Genomic DNA, 14,495 nt, shown 5'->3' on the forward strand with positions numbered 1-14,495 from the left:
GTCGATGCCGCTTCCGCGCTCAGGTTCCGGGGGCGGTCGCGACCGCTGTCGGCGACGGCTTCGGCCTGGCGGTCTTCAAAGGTCCGAGTCCCATCCACGGTCGCAGCAGTGGCAGGCGCGTCGCGAGTCCCGCGCCGATCAGGCAGGCCGTCGCCGTGATCGCCACCAGCGCGGTCGCCTCCACCGCCAGCGGGAGCTGCAGCGGCGCGAGCAGATGCCCGGCGATCACCGTCGCGGTCTGGTGAACGATGTAGAACGGGAACACCGCGACCGTCAGCCAGCGCAGCAGCGCCGAATCCCGATCCGCCAGCAGCTGCCGGCCCCAGCCCAGCGCGGCCACGATGGGCAGCCATTGCTTGCCCGCGTTCAGCGCGCGCATGGCCATCAGGAACCAGTCGGAGAAGTGCTCCCCGTGCGCGGCCTGCCAGCCGGCGGTCAGACCCTGCGACAGCAGTTGCACGACGATGAAGCCGACCAGCGCGACCCAGCGCCACCGCCGAGCCGCCTCCCAGGCGCCATGCCGGTCCTCGCGGGAGCCGAAGAGCACGACCCCCAGCACGAACATCGCGCCGTAGACCGCGTGCTGGTACCAGTCGTGGGTCAGGTCATGCGTGGTGGGGAAGCGGTCCAGCAGATGCTGGCGCGCGATCGCGAACAGCAACCAAGGCACCCACAGCAGACGCCCGCCGCGCACGACCTGACCCCAGCCCGGATGCGTCATCCAGCGCCGCGAGGCCAGGCAGGCCAGCAGCACGACCGCCGTGTAGGCCCACAGGTAGGGCAGGAACCAGAGGTGATTCCAGGTCGGCAGGGTCAGGCAGTCGTCGCCGCGGCAGAAGCCGTGATAGGCCTGGAAGTAGAGCTTCAGGAAGTCCAGGTAGCTGCCGGCGTAGTGGAGCTTCTCCACCACCTCCAGATAGGACTGCGGGGGGACCACCACGGCCATGCCGAACACCAGCGGCAGCAGCAGGCGGCGGCTGCGGGTGGCGAGGAGGCGGCCGAGGCCGGCGCCGACCGGGGCATTCGGCGCCTCGGTACCGTCGCGCGCGGGGGGCCGTCCGAGCATCAGCGCCGTCGCCGCGCCGGAGATGACGAACAGCAGCGACATGCGCCATGGGTTCAGCCAGAGCATCCAGCCCTCGAGCGTCGGGATGAGCCGTGGCGACTTCACATGCCAGTCCCAGCTCACGTAGAACATGCCCGAGTGGTAGAGGATCAGCAGGCCGAAGGCGATCACGCGCAGCCAGTCGAGCTCGGTGAGCCGGGAGGCGGGGCGGCCGATCGCGGCGTTCGTGCCGGCGGCGGGCGCCGGCAGGCTCGCGCCGGTCCGGGCCGCGGGCGAGGAGGAGGGAAGGGTGGTGTCCATGGCGTGGCAGCATCGGCGCGGCCGGCGAGCGCGGGGCCGGAATGTGACGAGCCGCCCCCAAGCAGTGACGACCCGCCCCGTCCCAGGGGCCGCGCGTCGTCCCTGAAGGCGGCCCGTGACGTCCCGGGCGGGCGAGTCGCCCCTACACTCCGCCGCCATGGCAGAGGACAAGTGGCTGGCGCTCTATCTGAGGCGGCGTCGATGGATCGAGCGGGCGGGCTGGATGAGCTTCCTGCTGGGCTCGGCGGCGGTGAACACCGTCATCGCGCGGATGGACCTCGCGCGCGCCGGTCTTCATGTCGAGGCCTGGGAGCCGGCGGTCTGGGAGTTCTCCAGCGCCTTCCTGTGGATCGCGATCCTGCCGTGGCTGGTCCGGGCCGCCGACACCAAGCCGCTGCGCTGGGGCCGGTTGAAGCGGCACTTGCCCTGGCATCTGCTGTTCGCCCTGATCACCAGCGTGGTCCACGTGCTCGGCATGGTGGGGCTGCGCAAGGTGGCCTACGCGACGCAGGGCGCGCATTACGATTTCGGCGACTGGCCGGTCGAGTTCTTCTACGAGGCGCTCAAGGACCTGCGCAGCTACGCCTTCATCCTGACGGTGGTCGGCGCCTACCGGCTGCTGGTCTGGCGCTGGCAGGGCGAGGCCAGCCTGCTCGCGGAAGCACCAGGCGCCGCGCCGGCGTCGCTGCCGAGTCCGGCCGTGGGTTCGAACCGTAACCCCAACCTCGACCCGAGCCCGAGCCCGAGCCTCGTGCGGCAGACATCGCCGCCGTCGTTGCCGATGCCCACCTCGCTCGCGTCCGCCGCGGAGGCGGAGCCCGCGCGCGAGCCGGACCCGGCGCCCGCGCCGCCCTCGCTTCCCCGCCCCGAGCGCCTGCTGGTCAAGAAGCTGGGCAAGGAGTTCCTGTTGCCGATGGACGAGATCGAGTGGATCCAGGCCTGCGGCAATTACGTCAACCTGCATCGCCAGCAGCACGACTACCCGCTGCGCAGCAGCCTGGGCGCCTTCGAGCAGCGCATCGATCCCCGGGAGTTCGTCCGCGTCCACCGCAGCTACCTGGTGCGTCTGAGGCTGATCGAGGCCATCGAGCCCACCGAGGCGGGCGACGCCCACCTGCGCCTGCGCGACGGCAGCCGGCTGCCGTGCAGTCGCACCTATCTGGAGCGGCTCCGGCAACGCCTGGCCTGAACGGTCCGAGGCGCGCCGGACTCCCGCCCGCGGGCGGGACACGACGCCGGGACTGAATCCTGCCCGGGGTGCCCCGCGCCCGCGCTCCTTGCCCATTCGGGAGAGTCGATCAAGCCCCTTCCGCGTGGGCGATGTCGATCCCCGGACGGTCGCCGCGAGGGCGCCACGCGGCTATGCTCTGACCCCAATGGACGCTCACATCGAAGACCGCGACGCGCCGCCGCCCGCTGCCGGGAATGCCACGCCGCGCCTGGTGCGCGAGGCGGGCGAGGGCGGGCGCGTGCAGGCGCGTCTGGAAGGCGACTGGACCTTGCTGGCGCTGCGCGAGCGCGTCGAGGCGCTGCGCGGCGAACTGGGCGAGATGCCCAAGAACGACGTGGCCTGGGACCTGAGCGCCGTCAGCCGGCTCGACCCGACCGGCGCGCTGCTGCTCTGGCAGGCCTGGGGCCGCCGCCAACCCGATCAGCTGCGCTGGCCGCCGGCGCCGCTGGCCGACATGTTCCAGGCGCTGTTCGCGCGCCTGGGCAGCAAGCAGGGCAAGCCCGCCCGTCCTCCCCGCGCGCAGAACGTGCGCCAGTTCGGCCAGGGCCTGCTGAACCTGGCCAGCCACCTGCTGGACGCCACGGCCCTGCTCGGTCAGGTCGTCCGCGACCTGGGCACGCTGGCGCGCCATCCGGCGCTGATCTCCTGGAAGGACATCTCCGCCCACATCTACCGCAGCGGCGCGCAGGCGCTGGGCATCACCGCGCTGGTGGGCGTGCTGGTGGGCATCACGCTGTCCTACCTGACCGCCAAGCAGCTGCAGAGCTACGGCGCCGACATCTACGTGATCAACATCCTGGGCATCAGCGTCTGGCGCGAGCTGGGTCCGCTGCTGGCCGCCATCCTGGTGGCGGGGCGCAGCGGCTCGGCGATGACCGCGCAGCTGGGCGTGATGCGGGTGACGCAGGAACTCGACGCGCTGTCGGTGATGGGCATCTCCCACACCATCCGGCTGGTGCTCCCCAAGATGGTGGCGCTGTCGCTGTCCCTGCCGCTGGTGATGACCTGGACCAGCTCGATGGTGCTGGTCGGCGGCATGATCGCGGCGCGCGCCACGCTGGGCCTGGACTACATCCAGTTCCTGCAGGGCCTGCCCGCCGCCGTGCCGGTGGCCAACCTGTGGCTGGGGCTGTCCAAGTCGGCGGTGTTCGGGCTCATGATCGCCTTCGTGGCCTGCCACTTCGGGCTGAGGATCAAGCCCAACAGCGAAAGCCTGGGGACCGGCACCACCTCCTCGGTGGTGGCGTCGATCACCGTGGTCATCATCGTGGACGCGATCTTCGCGGTGATGTTCTCCGACGTGGGGTTGAAGCAATGAGCGACGACTGCATCGAATCCGCCTCGGCCGACCTGGCCCAGGCGCTGAACGTCCGGCCCGGCGACCCGGTGATCGAGGTGCTTCACGTGGGCACCGTGCTCGGCGGCGTGCGCATCCACAAGGACCTGAGCCTGGAGGTCACGGCCGGCGAGGTGCTGGGCATCATCGGCGGCTCGGGCAGCGGCAAGACCACGCTGCTGCGGCTGATGCTGGGACTGGAGCGGCCCAGCGAGGGCGAGATCCGCGTCTTCGGCCATGTGCTGGGCAAGTGCGAGGCGCGCGACCTGGCGCAGGTGCGGCACCGCTGGGGCGTGCTGTTCCAGCAGGGCGCGCTGTTCTCGGCGCTGAGCGTGTTCGACAACATCGCGCTGCCGCTGCGCGAGCTCAAGAGCCTGCCCAAGGACCTGATCGCCGAGCTGGTCATGACCAAGCTGCAGCAGGTCGGCCTGAAGCCGGAGGACGGCATCAAGATGCCGGCCGAGCTCTCGGGCGGGATGATCAAGCGGGTGTCGCTGGCGCGGGCGCTGATCCTGGATCCGCAGTTGCTGTTCCTGGACGAGCCCACGGCCGGCCTGGACCCCGCCAGCTCCAAGCGCTTCGTGCAGCTGATCGAAAGCCTCAAGCGCGAGATGGCGCTGACGGTGGTCATGGTCACGCACGACGTGGACACGCTGTTCGCGATCGTCGATCGCGTGGCGGTGCTGGCCGACCAGCATCTGGTGGCGCACGGGCCGCTGGAGCAGGTCGTCAACCAGTCGCATCCCTTCATCCGCAACTTCTTCCTCGGCCACACGCAGCGCTGCGCCGGGGACAACCTGCGCGACTACCGCGACGCCCTGCATCATCAGGACGCGCTGCCCGCTTGACGGGCTGGACACAAGAAAGAAAGGGCCTCGGGCAAGCACATGGAAAACAAGGCTCATGCATTGGCCACCGGCCTGTTCGTGCTGTTACTGGGCGCCGCGCTGGTGCTGGTGATCGTGTGGTTCCGCGACGACCGCGGCGCCACGCAGTCCTTCACCGTGGTCTCGCGCTCCGGCGTGCCGGGCCTGAACGTGAAGGCGCCGGTGAAGCTGCGCGGCGTGCAGATCGGCAAGGTCGGCAAGATCCGTTTCGATCCGGAGCAGCCGCGCCAGATCCTGGTCGACATCGACGTGGACGCCGAGGCCCCGATCGCCCCCGGCACGCAGGCCAAGCTCGGCTACCAGGGCATCACCGGCCTGTCCTTCATCGACCTGGACGACGGCAAGGATCCGGTCGACCCCAAGCTCAGCGTGCTGGAGACGCGCCGCATCCCCCTGGCGCCGGGCTTCCTGGACCAGCTGCAGGACGCCGGCCCCAAGCTGGCCGCGAGCGCGCTGGCGACCATGGACCGCATCCAGAAGGTGCTCAGCGACAGCAACCAGCAGCAGCTCAGCGAGACGCTGGCGCAACTGCACGAGGCCTCGGCCGGGCTCAACGAGCTGGTGCGCGAGCTCAAGCCCACGGCGCAGGCGCTTCCCTCGCTGGTGAAGAACACCGATGGCCTGGTGGTCGCGGGCCGGCAGACGCTGGGCAACGTGGACACGCTGGCCCGGCAGGGCGGGGCGCTGGTCGACGAGTACAAGGGCAAGGCCGCGGCCATCGACGAGCTGGGCGACGCGGCGGCGCAGCTGCAGCGCACGCTGCGGCGGCTGGAGACCTCGCTGGTCGGCAGCACGGACAAGCCGCGTCAGCGGGCGGTGCTGGACGACCTGTCGCAGGCGGCGCGCGCGCTGGAGCGCGCGGCCCAGCGCATCGGCGATCAGCCGCAGAGCCTGATCCTCGGACCGACACCCGGCGAGCCCGGCCCCGGCGAATCCGGCTTCGACGCGGGAGCGAAGAAATGAACGACATGATCCGACTCCCTCGCACGGGCGGCACCGACGGCGTCCGCCGCGCGCTGACCCTGGGCGGCCTGGCATTGACGCTCGCGGCGCTGAGCGCCTGCGGCAGCCGCGCGCCGGCGCCGACGCAGATGGACCTCGGTCCGGCGACCGCCTGGCCGGCGCAGACGCCGCTGGCGCGGCGCGTGGACCTGCAATCGGTGGGCGCCTCCGAGATGCTGCAAGGGACCGGCATCGCCTACCGGCTCACTGATTCGGATCCCTATGCGCGCCGCGTCTATCGCGACGCGCGCTGGGCGGCACCGCTGCCGGTGCTGGTGGCGACGCGGCTGCGGCAGCAGTACCTGCGCGCGCCGCTGGTGGCGGGCGGTGATCAGCAACCGGCGGTCGCGGTGACCCTGGAGCTCGAGGAGACCCTGCAGAACTTCAGCGGCGCGACGCGCAGCGAGGTGCAGGTGCGCGTGACCGCGACGGCCGACGACGGCACACAACGCGCCTTCGATCGGACGGAGCCATCGGGCGCGAACGCGGAAGGCGCGGTGAAGGCGACGGCGGCCGCCGTCGACGCGCTGGGGCCGGAAATCGCGGCCTGGGCCGCGGCGCTCCCGGTCCGGGAGCCTAAGGCGCGCGGGCGGCGCTGAGGCCGCCGCCCAGGCGCTGCTCGCGCTGGCGCAGGAAGGCCTCGGTCAGGCTGGACTCGGGCTGCAGCCGCTGCCCGATGTAGAGCTCCTGGCGGCGCTCGGTGATCTGGGCGCGCAGGCGGTTGGCCATGATGCCCAGCGGGTCGAGCCCCTTCTTCTCGGCGCGCTCGACGGACTCGCCCAGCGCATGCATCTGGTGATTGGTCAGCAGCGCGATGTGGGCCTGGACCACGCGCAGGCGGCCCTGCACCGCGCGCTCGGTCGAACGCAGCCATTCCATGACCGCGTCGGCGTCGCCGCCACGCACCTTGACCATGCTTTCACCGGCCGCGAGCAGCAGCGATTCCAGCCGGGCGCGGTCCGAGGTCGCATAGGCCTCGTTGACCTCGGCCATCTTGCGTTCGCGGCGGCCGCGCTCGGCGTCGTCGGGCGCGAGGTCCGGATGCAGGCGCTTGGCGGCGCGGCGATAGAGCGTCTTCAGCGGGGGCGGGCCGACCTGGATCAGGCCGCCTTCGGGTTCGGGCGGGAGCGGGGCGCCCGCCGGCAGCACCAGCAGCTGGGGCATGGCCGTCGCCTTGGGCGAATCCGGACCGCGCGTGTCCAGGCCGTTGCGGGCCAGCGCCTCGTGCAGATAGCGCATCGCGCAGTAGAGCTGGGACTCGAGCGCGTCCAGCTCCATGTACAGCGGGCCCAGCGTCGCGACATACCGGTCGATGAAGCCCTGGACGCGTCGGCGCAGCTCGGCGTACTCCCGTTCCTGATCGGCCAGATAGCGCTGGAGATCGACCAGCTGCTCGCGGCGGCGGTCCAGTTCTCTCGGCGTGATGGCCTGGCTGATCATGTCGAATCGGGTCCCTGCGAAACGGTCTTGGAAGGTGCTTGGGACGGTCTTGTGGACGGTCCTGAACGGGGTCCTGCCCCGTGCGCCGATTCTGCCTTTCGACCATGACCCTTCAAAGCGGAAACAGCCCGTCTCCGGGCTGTTTTTCTCAGCGTTTTCCCAGGGCGTCCCCAGGGGAGGCGCCACCCCCGCGACCCGGGGGCGGACGTCCCCGGAAGCGGCGTCCGGAGATCGCCCGGATCGGGCGGCGCCCAGGGCTCACCGCGAGGCCGCGCTCGCGGCGTCGACCGGCGCGCTGGCGCCCTCGGTCGGGCCGCTGGCGACGACGTCGGGCATGCCCGCCGCGGTCGAGGCCTCGGGCGCCGGCGCCGTGACGGCCGGCGGGTTGTGGGCGCCGGACGCGGCGCCGGTGAGACCCGTCGCCGGCAGCAGCGGCACGATCAGCAGGGCGACGATGTTGATGATCTTGATCAGCGGATTCACTGCCGGGCCGGCCGTGTCCTTGTAGGGATCGCCGACCGTGTCGCCGGTGACGGCCGCCTTGTGCGCGTCGCTGCCCTTGCCGCCGTGGTGGCCGTCCTCGATGTACTTCTTGGCGTTGTCCCAGGCGCCGCCGCCGGTGCACATCGAGATCGCCACGAACAGCCCCGTCACGATGGTGCCCATCAGCAGCCCGCCCAGCGCGGCCGGTCCGAGCGCCAGCCCCACCACGATGGGGACGACCACCGGCAGCAGCGAGGGCACGATCATTTCCTTGATCGCCGCCGCGGTCAGCATGTCCACCGCGCGGCCGTACTCGGGCTTGCCCGTGCCTTCCATGATCCCCTTGATGTCGCGGAACTGGCGGCGCACTTCCTCGACCACCGAGCCCGCCGCGCGTCCCACCGCCTCCATCGCCATCGCGCCGAAGAGGTAGGGGATGAGGCCGCCGATGAACAGCCCGACGATCACCATGTGGTTGCTCAGGTCGAAGCTCACGCTCAGCCCGCGCGACTCCAGCGCGTGCGTGTAGTCGGCGAAGAGCACCAGCGCGGCCAGGCCGGCCGAGCCGATCGCGTAGCCCTTGGTCACGGCCTTGGTCGTGTTGCCGACGGCGTCCAGCGGATCGGTGATGTCGCGCACCGACTCGGGCAGGTCGGCCATCTCGGCGATGCCGCCGGCGTTGTCGGTGATCGGGCCGTAGGCGTCCAGCGCCACGACGATGCCGGCCATGCTCAGCATCGCCGTCGCCGCGATGGCGATCCCGTAGAGACCCGCCAGCTTGAACGCGACCAGGATCGCGATGCAGACGAACAGCACCGGCCAGGCGGTGGAGCGCATGGACACGCCCAGGCCCGCGATGATGTTGGTGCCGTGGCCGGTGGTGGAGGCCTGCGCCACGTGCTGCACGGGCTTGTAGTCGGTGCCGGTGTAGTACTCGGTGATCCACACCATGCCGGCGGTCAGTGCCAGGCCGACCAGGCAGGCGAAGAACAGCTGGCTGGCGCCGATCACGTCGCCGCCGGGCAGCGTCAGGTCCTGCGGGAACAGCGCGCGGGTGATGAACCAGAACGCGATCGCCGACAGCACACCCGCGACGACCAGGCCCTTGTAGAGCGCCGGCATCACGTTCTTCATGCCGGGGCTGGCCTTGACGAAGCTGCAGCCGATGATGGACGCGATGATGGAGGCGCCGCCCAGCACCAGCGGGTAGATCAGCGCCGCGACGGACATGCCGCCGAAGGTCAGCGCGCCCAGCGCCATCGTGGCGATCAGCGTGACCGCGTAGGTCTCGAACAGGTCGGCCGCCATGCCGGCGCAGTCGCCGACGTTGTCGCCCACGTTGTCGGCGATCACCGCGGGGTTGCGGGGATCGTCCTCGGGGATGCCGGCCTCGACCTTGCCCACCAGGTCGGCGCCGACGTCGGCGCCCTTGGTGAAGATGCCGCCGCCCAGCCGCGCGAAGATCGAGATCAGCGAGGAGCCGAAGGCCAGGCCCAGCAGCGGCTTGAGGGTCTCGCTGTCGACCTTGGCGCCGCTGTCGCTGACCCACATGAAGAACAGGCCCACGCCCAGCAGGCCCAGGCCGACGACCAGCATGCCGGTGATGGCGCCGCCCTTGAACGCGACGTTGAGCGCCGGGGCCATGCCCTGGGTGGCGGCCTGCGCGGTGCGCACGTTGGCGCGCACCGACACGTTCATGCCGATGAAGCCGCAGGCGCCCGAGAGCACCGCGCCGACGACGAAGCCGGCGGCCGTCTGCCATTTGAGGAACACGGCGATCAGGATCGCCAGGACCACGCCGGCGACGGCGATGGTGCGGTACTGCCGGGCCAGATAGGCCGCCGCGCCTTGCTGGATCGCGCCCGCGATCTCCTGCATGCGAGGGTTGCCGGCATCCTGGCTGAGGATCCAGCTGCGCTGGATGAAGCCGTAAAGCACCGCGGCGACGCCGCAGGCAAGCGCGAAATACAGCGCCAAACTCGTCGACATAGATTTGTCTCCTATCGCTGACCGCCATCTTTCAGAAGTGACGGCCTGGCACCGCGGCGCCGGTCCTGCGCGCGCGACAGCAACAGTCCGTCGGACGATGCTAAGCCCGGCGATACCGCATGGCATGAGCGTTTACCAGCGGATCCAGGGGACGGGCCCGATGGGGCCAGGGCTTGCGGGGAGGGGCGGCAAGAACTGGCCCCGGGGCGAAGACCCTCACCCCAGCCCTCTCCCGCTCGCGGGAGAGGGGGCCATACAGAGCGCTCTCCGCCAGCGGGAGAGGGGGCCATACAGAGCGCTCTCCGCCAGCGGGAGAGGGAGCCGGACAGAGCGCTCTTCGTCAGCGGGAGAGGTGCTGAAAAAGCGTGATTCACGTGGCCTTGACGCGAGTGGCCCCCTCTCCCGCGGGGCGGGAGAGGGCGGGGGTGAGGGTGGGAGCGTGGCATGCCCCGGTGGCACGCTTTACCGCCGAGCCTCAGCGCGTCCTGCGCTTCGCCTTGCGCGGATCCGGCGCCTGCGCGGCGCTCGGTCCGGTGTATCGGCCTCGCGGCCGGATGATCGAGTCCACGCCGAGCTGCTCCATCCCATGCGCGAGCAGCCCCACGCTGCGCGCGGTGGCGAACATGGCGAAGGCCGCGTCGGCCGGCAGCCTGTAGCGCGCGGCCAGCGTCGCCAGCGCTACGTCCATGGTCGGCAACTGTCCGGTGAGCGCGACCACGCGCTCGATCAGACGCCCGATCGCGGCGGGCGGCCTGAAGTCCGCCATCAGCGACGCGGCGCGCGGATCGCCGTCCGGATAGATGTGATGCCCGAACCCGGGCAGCGGCATCGCCGACGACAGGTAGCGGTCGATGACCGCATCGGCGCCGTCGCGCTCGACTTCGTCGAACAGCGCGCGCACGCGGCCCGACGCGTCGCCGTGCAGCGGGCCGGAGAAAGTCGTCAGTCCCGCGAGCAGACAGGCGGGCAGCGACGCCCCGGTCGACGCGGTGATGCGCGCGGAGAAGGCGGAGCTGGTGATCTCGTGATCCGCCAGCAGCACCAGCGTCCTGCGCAGAAGGGCGGCGAAGGTGCGCGACTGGCCCCAGCCGCGCGCGAGCCGCTCGTGCAGCGGCGCGTCGCTGTCGGGCGAGGCACCGAAGGCGCACCCGATGCGGCCCACCAGCGCGGCGGCCTCGCCGTGCAGCACGCGCGGCACGCGGCCGCGCGTCGAGTGCCCCGTGGCGGTCAACGCGGCGAACTCGGTGAAGGCGCGGATGCGGCCGGCGGGCAGCGTGGACACGATGTCCAGCGGTGCTTGCGGCGCGAAGGCCGGCGTGTCCGCCATGTTCCAGAGCAGGCGCGCCGCCTCTTCCAGCGTCGCGGTCGCCGACAGCTCGACCACGTCCACGCCGCGGTAGTAGGGCCGGCCGCCGGCGAAGGTGGCGATGGACGTCGGGATGCTGGGCTCGGCGCCGAAGAGCGTGGTGGTGGCCAGGGTCTCGCGGGTGCGGCCCGTCTCCTTGCGGCGCACCAGCGCGGACACGTCCTCCGCGCGATAGAGGCTGCGGCGCGAGTCCTCGGGATCGGGGCTCACGCCGATGCGGCCGCGGCTCACGTACGCATAGACCGTCTGCTGGCGCACGCCCAGCGTCTGCTTCACCTCGTCCAGCGTCATCCAGGCGGCCATGCCGTCTCCTTTGTCCCGCGGGGTGTCGTGGTCGCGGTGTCCGCCGCGCCATGCCCGCTTCCGGCGCCGGGGAGGACGCCGTCGGGTCGTCAATGTATGGATCAACATGACGCGCGTCCATCCGGGGAAGGTCGGAGTCGATCGGCCTGATCGCGGGCGTTGCGCGACGGATATTGATCTTGATGATCAATATTGACCGGCTCAGGAGCCGCTGGGAGCATGACCTCACGCCCATCGACGGTGCCCGCCAAGGAGGCGCCGCGAGTCCGCCGACCTCATGCCCCAACCCGGAGACAACCGCATGACCCTCGTCCGTCGATCCGCCCGCCGAACCGCCGGCAATGCCGCCCGCCGATCACTGGTCCTCGCCGCCGCGCTCGCCGCGGGCCTCGCGACGCCCGCCGTCTTCGCGCTGGGCCCGCAGGCGGGCCCGGCCTCGGGACCGTACCCCTCGCGCCCGATCACGATCATCGTCGGCACCAGCGCCGGCAGCACGACCGACGGCCTGGCGCGCGCGATCGGCCAGGAGATCACGACCGAGACCCGGATCCCCGTGATTGTCGACAACAAGGCGGGCGCCAGCGGCGGCATCGCCGCGCAGGCCGCGGCGCGCGCGCCGGCCGACGGCTACACCGTGTTCATCACGACCAACACCACGCAGGCGGCCAATCCGCATCTGTTCCGCAAGCTGGGCTACGACCCGGTGAAGGACTTCGCGCCGGTGGGTGCCCTGGTCAAGGGCTATCTGCTGCTGGTCACGAATCCGCGCATCCCGGCGCGCAACGTCACCGAGCTGGCCGCCGCGGCGAAGAAGCAGCAACTGACCTTCGGCGCGGGCAGCTCCTCGGCGCGGGTGGCGTCGGAGCTGTTCCAGCAGATGACCCGAACGCAGCTGACCTACGTGCCCTACAAGGCCAACCCGCAGGCCATCGTCGATCTGGTCGGCGGCCAGATCGACCTGATGATCGTGGACCTGACCACCAGCCTGCCGCAGGTCAAGGCCGGCAAGCTCAAGGCGCTGGGCGTGAGCAGTCCCAAGCGGTCGCCGCTGGTGCCGGACCTGCCGACGATCTCCGAGGCCGGCCTGCCGGGTTACGAGATCAGCTACTGGAACGCGGTCTACCTGCCGGCCGGCACGCCCGCGCCGGTCGTCGAGCGCCTGAACGCGCTGATGCAGAAGGCCATGACCGCGCCGGCGGTGCGCCGTTTCGTCGAGCAGAACGGCATGGAGCCCTTCACCTCCACCCCGGCCGAGCTCGCCGCCTTCCAGGCCGCCGAATACAAGCGCTGGGGCGAGGTGATCAAGACCGCCGGCATCCAGCCGGAGTGAGCCGTGGCGCCAGCCGCGCCCCGTCCCCTCGACCCCGCCCGAACCGATCCCGTCCGCTCCGTCGCGGCGAGCTCCGGATCGCCTCCGGAGCCCGCCCGGCGACCGTCCCGAAATAGAGAGGTAGATGCCCCATGAAACCCCACGTCCTGCAGCTCAATCCCATCCTGGTGCCGTCGATCAACGTGAAGCTCAACGAGCGCTACACGATGCATCGCCTGTTCGAGCAGGCGGACCCCGAGGCCTATGTGGCCGAGCACGGCGCGCTGATGCGCGGCGTGATCACCGGCGGTCACACCGGCATCACGCGCGCGATGATGGAGCGGCTGCCGGCGCTCGAGGTGGTCGCGGTGAACGGCGTGGGCACCGACGCCGTCGACATCGCCTATGCGCGCGAGCGCCGGCTCCCCGTGACCGGCACCTTCGGCGCGCTGACCGAGGACGTCGCGGACATGGCCCTGGCGCTGCTGCTGGCGACTTGCCGCCACATCGGCGCGGTCGACCGCTTCGTGCGCGGCGGGCTGTGGCCCAGGTTTCCGCAGCCGAGCGCGCTGCCGCTGGCGCGCCGCGTGAGCGGAATGCGCGTGGGCATCGTGGGTCTGGGCCGGGTGGGGCGCGCCGTCGCGCAACGCGTCGAGGCCTTCGGCTGCCCGGTGCGCTACACCGACCTGAAGGAGATCGCGGAGGTGCCGTGGGCCTTCGAGGCCGACCTGCTGCGACTCGCCCGCGACAGCGACGCGCTGATCGTCTGCGCCGCGGCCGACAAGGCGCGCGATCTGATCGACGCGCCGGTGCTGGAGGCGCTCGGGCCACGCGGGTTCCTGGTCAACGTCGCGCGGGGGCGCCTGGTCAAGGAGGCGGACCTGGTGAAGGCCTTGCAGGACAAGCGCATCGCGGGCGCGGGCCTGGACGTCTTCGCGGACGAGCCGAACGTGACACCCGCGCTGCTGGACTTCGACAACGTCGTCCTGCAGGCCCACCGCGCCAGCGCGACCGAGGAGACGCGCGAGGCGATGGGCGAGATGGTGCTGGAGAGCCTCGCGCAGGCGTTGGCCGGCCAGCGGCCGACGCACAGCCTGACGACCTGAGGGGGGAAGATCGGCCAGGAGGGGCCGGTGCCCGAGGCGTGCCGCTCGTCAGGCCCGATTCAGCGGACCCTCTAGAATCGCGGTTTTCCCGGAGTTGTTTCCGGGATCACTTCGCTGTCCACCATCATGAGCCTGCATAAAGTCACCCCCGGCGCGAAGGCGCCCGAGCAGTTCAACGTCGTCATCGAGATCCCGATGAACGCCGACCCGATCAAGTACGAGGTCGACAAGGAAAGCGGCGCCCTGTTCGTCGATCGCTTCATGACGACGGCGATGCACTACCCGTGCAACTACGGCTACATCCCGCAGACGCTGGCCGACGACGGTGACCCGGTGGACGTGCTGGTGATCACGCCCTTCCCGCTGACCCCGGGCGTGGTGGTGACTTGCCGCGCCATCGGCGTGCTGCAGATGGACGACGAAGCGGGCGGCGACGCCAAGCTGCTGGCCGTCCCGACCACCAAGATCCTCCCGATCTACGAGCACTGGACCAAGCCCGAGGACATCAACCAGATGCGCCTGAAGGCCATCCAGCATTTCTTCGAGCACTACAAGGATCTGGAAGCCGGCAAGTGGGTGAAGGTCAAGGGCTGGGAAGGCCCGGAAGCCGCCAAGAAGGAAATCACCGACGGCCTGGCCAACTACGCCAAGGCCCAGCAGGCCTGAGGCGGCGCGTG

General features: G+C 70.9%; 12 protein-coding genes. 8 read left to right on the plus strand and 4 right to left on the minus strand.

The genetic code is table 11. The annotated features are described in order from the left end of the window. Positions 1-19 precede the first annotated feature (19 nt). Positions 20-1,366, minus strand: coding sequence for an acyltransferase family protein (locus MCHT01_RS03245; RefSeq protein WP_067062321.1), 1,347 nt, complete (start codon positions 1,364-1,366; stop codon positions 20-22). A 157-nt stretch (positions 1,367-1,523) separates the two neighbouring features. Between MCHT01_RS03245 and MCHT01_RS03250 the strand changes: the two genes are divergently transcribed. The 5 genes from MCHT01_RS03250 to MCHT01_RS03270 all read left to right on the plus strand — a co-directional run bounded on the left by MCHT01_RS03250 (position 1,524) and on the right by MCHT01_RS03270 (position 6,421). Further along, a complete protein-coding gene (locus tag MCHT01_RS03250) occupies positions 1,524-2,555 on the plus strand; it encodes a LytTR family DNA-binding domain-containing protein (protein ID WP_067062324.1) in 1,032 nt (343 codons plus the stop codon). Between the two features lie 187 nt (positions 2,556-2,742). Next, entirely contained in the window at positions 2,743-3,915 is a 1,173-nt protein-coding gene (locus MCHT01_RS03255; protein ID WP_067062327.1) for an ABC transporter permease, read from the plus strand. Continuing rightward, the gene (locus MCHT01_RS03260; RefSeq protein ID WP_067062329.1) at positions 3,912-4,781 is read left to right on the plus strand and encodes an ABC transporter ATP-binding protein; all 870 of its coding nucleotides are present in this window, start codon (positions 3,912-3,914) and stop codon (positions 4,779-4,781) included. Before MCHT01_RS03255 ends, MCHT01_RS03260 begins: the two co-directional genes overlap by 4 nt. Positions 4,782-4,820: 39 nt before the next feature. Beyond that, the gene (locus tag MCHT01_RS03265; protein ID WP_084451749.1) at positions 4,821-5,783 is read left to right on the plus strand and encodes an MlaD family protein; all 963 of its coding nucleotides are present in this window, start codon (positions 4,821-4,823) and stop codon (positions 5,781-5,783) included. A 5-nt stretch (positions 5,784-5,788) separates the two neighbouring features. Then, positions 5,789-6,421, plus strand: coding sequence for an ABC-type transport auxiliary lipoprotein family protein (locus MCHT01_RS03270; RefSeq protein WP_169806089.1), 633 nt, complete (start codon positions 5,789-5,791; stop codon positions 6,419-6,421). On the opposite strand, the gene MCHT01_RS03275 is transcribed toward MCHT01_RS03270, so the two are convergent. The 3 genes from MCHT01_RS03275 to MCHT01_RS03285 all read right to left on the minus strand — a co-directional run bounded on the left by MCHT01_RS03275 (position 6,399) and on the right by MCHT01_RS03285 (position 11,403). Further along, positions 6,399-7,262 (minus strand): J domain-containing protein, encoded by an 864-nt coding sequence (locus MCHT01_RS03275; protein WP_067062334.1) that lies wholly within the window; start codon positions 7,260-7,262, stop codon positions 6,399-6,401. The genes MCHT01_RS03270 and MCHT01_RS03275 overlap by 23 nt on opposite strands. Positions 7,263-7,520: 258 nt before the next feature. After that, complete coding sequence (locus tag MCHT01_RS03280; protein ID WP_067062336.1) at positions 7,521-9,734, minus strand: sodium-translocating pyrophosphatase; 2,214 nt, start codon at positions 9,732-9,734, stop codon at positions 7,521-7,523. A 475-nt stretch (positions 9,735-10,209) separates the two neighbouring features. Next, positions 10,210-11,403 (minus strand): citrate/2-methylcitrate synthase, encoded by a 1,194-nt coding sequence (locus MCHT01_RS03285; RefSeq protein ID WP_067062338.1) that lies wholly within the window; start codon positions 11,401-11,403, stop codon positions 10,210-10,212. 301 nt (positions 11,404-11,704) lie between these two features. On the opposite strand from MCHT01_RS03285, the gene MCHT01_RS03290 reads away from it, so the two are divergent. The 3 genes from MCHT01_RS03290 (at position 11,705) to ppa (ending at position 14,484) form a co-directional block, all read left to right on the plus strand. Beyond that, complete coding sequence (locus MCHT01_RS03290; protein ID WP_067062343.1) at positions 11,705-12,733, plus strand: Bug family tripartite tricarboxylate transporter substrate binding protein; 1,029 nt, start codon at positions 11,705-11,707, stop codon at positions 12,731-12,733. Between the two features lie 131 nt (positions 12,734-12,864). Beyond that, complete coding sequence (locus MCHT01_RS03295; protein ID WP_067062345.1) at positions 12,865-13,818, plus strand: 2-hydroxyacid dehydrogenase; 954 nt, start codon at positions 12,865-12,867, stop codon at positions 13,816-13,818. Between the two features lie 126 nt (positions 13,819-13,944). After that, positions 13,945-14,484: an inorganic diphosphatase gene (gene ppa, locus MCHT01_RS03300; protein ID WP_067062352.1), complete on the plus strand. Its 540-nt coding sequence runs from the start codon at positions 13,945-13,947 to the stop codon at positions 14,482-14,484. Positions 14,485-14,495: the final 11 nt, after the last annotated feature.

The organism is Mitsuaria chitosanitabida ATCC BAA-476 = NBRC 102408, from assembly GCF_001598255.1.
GTDB lineage: Bacteria > Pseudomonadota > Gammaproteobacteria > Burkholderiales > Burkholderiaceae_C > Roseateles > Roseateles chitosanitabidus.